Origin of the sequence: Pediococcus parvulus (genome assembly GCF_007990205.1) — a bacterium.
GTDB lineage: Bacteria > Bacillota > Bacilli > Lactobacillales > Lactobacillaceae > Pediococcus > Pediococcus parvulus.
On sequence record NZ_BJWE01000062.1, the window covers coordinates 1 to 5,714 of the forward strand.

The following is a 5,714-nucleotide window of genomic DNA, read 5'->3' on the forward strand; positions in this document are numbered from 1 at the left end:
TAAAAAGTGAGCGGATTTTGGCTGTCACAAGCAGCTGTCCTAAAAAGTGAGCGAATTGTAACGTAAAATCAAACCCATAACAAAACAAAAAAGACACAAGCCAACTAGCTCGACTTGTGTCTATCACATGCTATTCGTCTGCGTTTAACCGCTCATCTTCTGCATGTTTTTGTAACTTTTTATATTCTTCATCAGGAATTCTAGTGACGTGGAACCAATCAATATGCGCATTCTCATTATCAAGAACTTCAAAATCATAGCGATCAATACGGACCTGATCATGCACTTGAATGTTTGGATGATGATCGATGACATACCCACCAAGCGTCACCACATCTTCGCCCTCGAAACCGGGAACGTCAATGCCAAAGTACCGTTCAAAATCATACATGGTAGTTTTACCACTGACATGATAAGTGCCGTCAGCTTCTTTATGAATATAATCGCCAGAAACATCGTCAACTTCATCATTAATTGTTCCGAAAACTTCTTCATAAATATCTTTATCGGTAATAATACCGCTAGTACCACCATATTCATCAACAACAACGGAAATAGGCGTTTGTTTTTGGAGCATTTTTTGCAAAACGTCTTGTAAAGGTACAGTTTCAGGAACGGTAATGATATTCCGCAGTAACTTGCTGACCTTAATATCGCCATCTACTCGACTTTGACGAATCAAATCATAATTGTAAACATAGCCCAGAATTTTATCTTTGTTGTTATTTGCAACCACTGGGAAACGACTGAAACGCTTTTGCAGGTAAAGCAATAACGCTTCATCTACTGTAGCGTTCACATCCAGAACTACCAGTTGTGTACGATCAATCATAATATCTTTTGCGACTTTATCGTTAAAATCAAAAGCACGTTGCATATAAACGTAATCATTTTGATCAAGTTCACCGCCAGAAACAGCATTTTTAGAAAGACTCAGGATTTCCGCTTGAGAAAAGACCTCGTTGCTTTCATCAGCAGGCTCCATACCCACCATTTTGACGATGCCACTTGCAGAAACATTTAGTAACCAAACGAATGGGTAAAACGCCGTATGAAACCAATGTAATGGGGTCACAATCGACATTAAAACTTTCATGGGAACATCGATACTAATATTCTTTGGCACAATTTCTGTTAAAACGACTTCCAAATAGGTTAGAAGTAAAACACCAATAATTGCTCCAATCGCGTGTAGCGAAGCTTGATTAATAAGATGTGTGAATCCAAAAAAGCGAATAATAAAGTATTCTACAAACGATTCACCTATCCAACCCAAGATAATCCCACAGACTGACGTTCCAACCTGCGTGGTAGAAAGATATTCGTTTAAATTTGAAACCATGTGGATAGCTCGGTTAATTTTTTTGAGCCGTCCACCAACTGCTGTTTCCCGTGCTTCTTCCAATGCGCTTAGTCGACTTTCAACAAGTGCAAATTCTGCGGCAACGAAAAAATATGCCAGGATGAAGGTAATCAAAATGATAATACTATCGCTGATTATCTGACCACTGTCCAAGGAACATTCCCCATTTCTTTTGTAATTACATTATCTCTATATTATAGCGCGTCTGTTAAGAAAAATCTTTCGGAATTGGCCACAGATATAAGTTATTTTGCGATAATTTAAGAATGAATGTGAAAATTGTGTGAACACTTTAAGCTTTCTTATAAAACGGATAAGTTATTCTTTGACACTACATCCAAATTCAGATATGCTATTACTTACCAAAGATAATACCAGAATAAATTTTTACAGGAGGAGTTTTAAATTATGACAAAAAGTTCTGCTTCGGATAGTACCGACTATGGTGGGGAATTGAAAAAGGGTAAACCACCCCACCCGTATACGCAAACTGTGGATCAACTCTTAGGGCAAGACCAAATAGAGCTTGATCAAGGGCTCACAAGTTTAGAGGCCGAAAAACGACTCAAACAAAATGGACCCAACGCGTTGATTCAAAAGAAGCAAAGCAAGCTGAAACGGTTTTTCAAACAGTTCAACAATAGTATTACCTATATTCTTTTAGTTGCAGCTATTGCGACTTTCTTTTTAAGAGAATATTCAGATTCGATTGTTATTGGGCTGGTTGTGATTATAAATGCACTGATTGGTTATTTTCAAGAGAGTAAGGCTTCTGAAGCCATTGAAAAGATCAAACAAATGCTACAAGTTTCAGCAACGGTTATTCGTGATGGCAAACGAGAAGATATTGCTGCCGAAAACTTAGTCGTGGGTGACTTGGTTTTCCTAGAGGCTGGCGATAACGTTCCCGCGGATTTGCGAATTTTAACCGCCGATAATTTAAAAATTCAAGAATCTTCTTTGACAGGGGAAACTGATTCTGTTTTAAAAAATGATGAATTATTGACCGATCCGAAAACACCTCTTGCAGATCGATTAAATATGGCATATGCGTCAACGGCTGTGACGAACGGTAGTGGTCTGGGCCTTGTAACTGCGACGGGTGCTGAAACCGAAATTGGTAAAATCAATGCCAGCATGGAAAAGGTGCAATCCAAAACAACACCGCTGATGCGTGAAATTAATGATTTGGGTAAGTATTTGTCATATGCGATTGTGGCCGTGGCAGTTTTGTTAACTGTTTTTGGGCTGATCACTCAAGTCTATTCGCTTTCCGTTTTAATGGTTGCCGTGATTACAATGGTGGTTGGGTCAATTCCTGAAGGTTTACCAGCAAGTACCTCGGTTGTGCTTGCCATGGGTGTGAAGAAGATGACAAAAGCTAATGCAATTGTCAAAACTTTGCCGGCCGTGGAGACTTTGGGAGCAGTGGACGTTATTAATACTGACAAAACAGGAACGTTGACTAAAAATGAGATGACCATTGATACCTTAATTACGAAAAAAGGTCACTACGAAGTTAGCGGAACTGGTTATCAACCAGACGGTAAAATTACGCAAAATGGCCAGGCAATTATTCCCGGTCGTGATGAGGATTTGGATCGTTTATTGGTAGCAGGACATGAGGCAAATGATACCCGGCTTATCGAAACAGAGGGTAAATGGGAAATTAATGGTGAGCCCACTGATGGTGCTTTTTTAACTTTGTATCATAAAGTATTTAAGAAAAACGAACCAGATTTAGTGGAGCTTGATAAAATTCCTTTCGATTCTGATTATCGATACATTGCAAAATTGGATGAAGATAGTGACGGTCAAAGAGTGATTTTAGTCAAAGGATCGCCTGATAAGGTGTTTGCAATGGCCAAACAAGCAGATCCGAAGTTTGACGTGGATGCCTGGACTAATCAAGTTTCCAAACTGGCACGCAATGGTGAACGGGTGGTCGCTCTTGGCTATCGAAAAGTTGAACGTGAAGTTCACACTTTAACCCATGAGTTGGTGCTTGAAGGGGTTCAGTTCCTTGGAATTGCCGGGATTATCGATCCACCTCGTGAAGAAACAATTGTGGCTTTAAAAGAGATGCGCGAAGCTGGCGTTAAAGTAAAAATGATTACGGGTGACCATCCTGAAACAGCGGCAGCAATTGCCAAAAAACTGGGCCTAGATTCTAAAATCTCGGCCATTACAGGTGCCGAAATTGACGAACTTTCAGATGATCAACTGAAAAAAGTGATTCAAAACTATAATGTGTTTGCCCGAACGACACCTATGAATAAGTTACGAATTGTGGAAGCTTACCAGGCAAATGGTCTCGTTACAGCGATGACAGGTGATGGTGTGAATGATGCGCCTGCTTTGAAAAAGGCTGACATTGGAATTGCCATGGGAATTAAAGGAACCGATGTGGCCAAAGAGGCCGCGGATATGGTCTTAGCCGATGATAATTTTGCGACACTAACAACCGCAATTAAAGAGGGACGGCATGTTTATGACAACATCAAGAAGACAATCCGGTTCTTGTTGCCAACCAGTTTTGCAGAAGGTTTGATCGTTTTGATTTCGATTCTTTTACAGCAGGAAATGCCGTTAGTGCCAACCCAGTTACTGTGGATTAACATGGTATCCGCCATTACGATCCAGTTTGCCTTTTTGTTTGAACCGGCCGAAGAGGGACTTATGAAACGCATGCCACGAAAGAGTAACCAAGCCTTCTTAAATCGAAAAGATGTGTGGCAGATTGTCTATGTTTCCTTTTTAATTGCTGGTTTGGGAATCAGTGCTTTCAAGTGGTTGACATTGCAAGATATTAGTACTGTGGTTGCAAGTACAGTGACGTTAAATGTGATTGTTGTCGGTAAGATTTTTTATCTGTTTAATATTCGAACACCCAAACCTGCGTTGTCAAAAGATATTTTCCGAAATCCGATGGCGTTTGCCATTATTGCGGTTCTCCTGATTCTGCAGGCCGGAATCACATACTTGCCATTTATGCAGGTGATTTTTAGTACTGCTAATTTAGACTGGCACTTATGGTTGATTCCAGTGTTTGCCGGAATTGTTGTCTTGATTGTAACCGAGCTAGATAAGCTGTGGGGAATTCGGCGGCAAAAACGCATGATTGCGACGTGGAATCAAAAATAAAGCGCTTTTTCTTAACGATTCAAAAAAGTAGTGCTAGGATAAGGTCGTAAAAATATAAATAAGGAGATCTCAGAAATGGCAAAAGATGATGGAATTAAAGTAGAAACAGATGAAGAACAGATTGCAAAGATTGACTTCGATAAAGAAGACGTCAAACAAGCAGCTGACATGATTGCAGAGAAGGGCTTCGTTACCAAAAATGATTTTCCTGATATGCATGACCGTTTATGGAGCCAAGGATTCTACGAAAAAATTGAAGACGAATTTCATCATCGTGATAATGAAGATCCTTACATTTTCTGTGAACGATTTGACTTCATTGGTGGTGCGATTGAATCAATTATCTTTGATATGGATCAAGTCAAGACTCGTGAGAAGGCATTACACATTTTAGGTGAGGCGCTAGATTTGAAAGTTCAAGACAAACCTCACGAAACGCATAAAATGGTTACTTACTAAAACTAAAAGTTCAAACAGCTATTTTCCAATTAATGGAGATAGTTGTTTTTTTGATGATAGCAAAGATTTGACGCTAATTATTCTAGGCTTAGATTGAAAATGCTGAAATCAAAATGGCTCAACCACGGGATTCTAGCTAATTGTTTTAGCACTCTTAAATGTGTAGTGCTAAATTCTTGCATTCGATTTTAGATGGTCTTACTATATAGTTGTACCGAGGAAATTAGGTACGAAAAATTATATAAAAAAGGAGTCTTGAATTATGGCTAACGAGTTGAGAAACAGAGATTTTGATGATTTTGCACCACTTGATTTTTTCGATAATTTTGGGAAGAATTTCTTCAAATCAATGACTGAAGGTAGCTCAATGAAGACGGACATCCGTGAAAATGAAAAGGATTATCAAGTTTCAGCAGAACTGCCCGGTTTCAAGAAAGAAAATATTGATTTGAATTATGATAATGATACATTGACGGTTACGGGCAAACATAATGTTGATAAGGAACAAAAGGACGAAAAAGGTAATTTAATTCGTCAAGAACGTAGTTACAGCAATGTGTCTCGTCAATTCTATCTTCCAAATATTGATCGTGATAAGATTAGTGCTTCCTATGACGGTGGTGTTTTGAAGGTTACATTGCCAAAGAGTGAAGAAAAGCTTCAAAGTGGCAAACAAATTCCAATCAACTAAAGTTTAATTAAATTTGATGAAAGAGACCATCACAGTTGTTGTGATGGTCTCTTTTTT

General features: G+C 38.9%; 4 protein-coding genes. 3 read left to right on the top strand and 1 reads right to left on the bottom strand.

Annotated elements, in window-relative coordinates; all coding sequences use genetic code 11:
- Nucleotides 1-130 precede the first annotated feature (130 nt).
- Nucleotides 131-1,516 (bottom strand): hemolysin family protein, encoded by a 1,386-nt coding sequence (locus tag PPA04_RS08960; protein WP_068807015.1) that lies wholly within the window; start codon nucleotides 1,514-1,516, stop codon nucleotides 131-133.
- A gap of 255 nt (nucleotides 1,517-1,771) precedes the next feature.
- Between PPA04_RS08960 and PPA04_RS08965 the strand changes: the two genes are divergently transcribed.
- The 3 genes from PPA04_RS08965 to PPA04_RS08975 all read left to right on the top strand — a co-directional run bounded on the left by PPA04_RS08965 (nucleotide 1,772) and on the right by PPA04_RS08975 (nucleotide 5,657).
- Nucleotides 1,772-4,507, top strand: coding sequence for an HAD-IC family P-type ATPase (locus PPA04_RS08965; protein WP_057785016.1), 2,736 nt, complete (start codon nucleotides 1,772-1,774; stop codon nucleotides 4,505-4,507).
- A gap of 75 nt (nucleotides 4,508-4,582) precedes the next feature.
- Nucleotides 4,583-4,966, top strand: a complete 384-nt coding sequence (locus PPA04_RS08970; protein WP_057785017.1) for a hypothetical protein — start codon at nucleotides 4,583-4,585, stop codon at nucleotides 4,964-4,966.
- Nucleotides 4,967-5,228: 262 nt separating this feature from the next.
- Nucleotides 5,229-5,657 (top strand): Hsp20/alpha crystallin family protein, encoded by a 429-nt coding sequence (locus PPA04_RS08975; protein ID WP_057785018.1) that lies wholly within the window; start codon nucleotides 5,229-5,231, stop codon nucleotides 5,655-5,657.
- The last annotated feature ends 57 nt before the right edge of the window (nucleotides 5,658-5,714 follow it).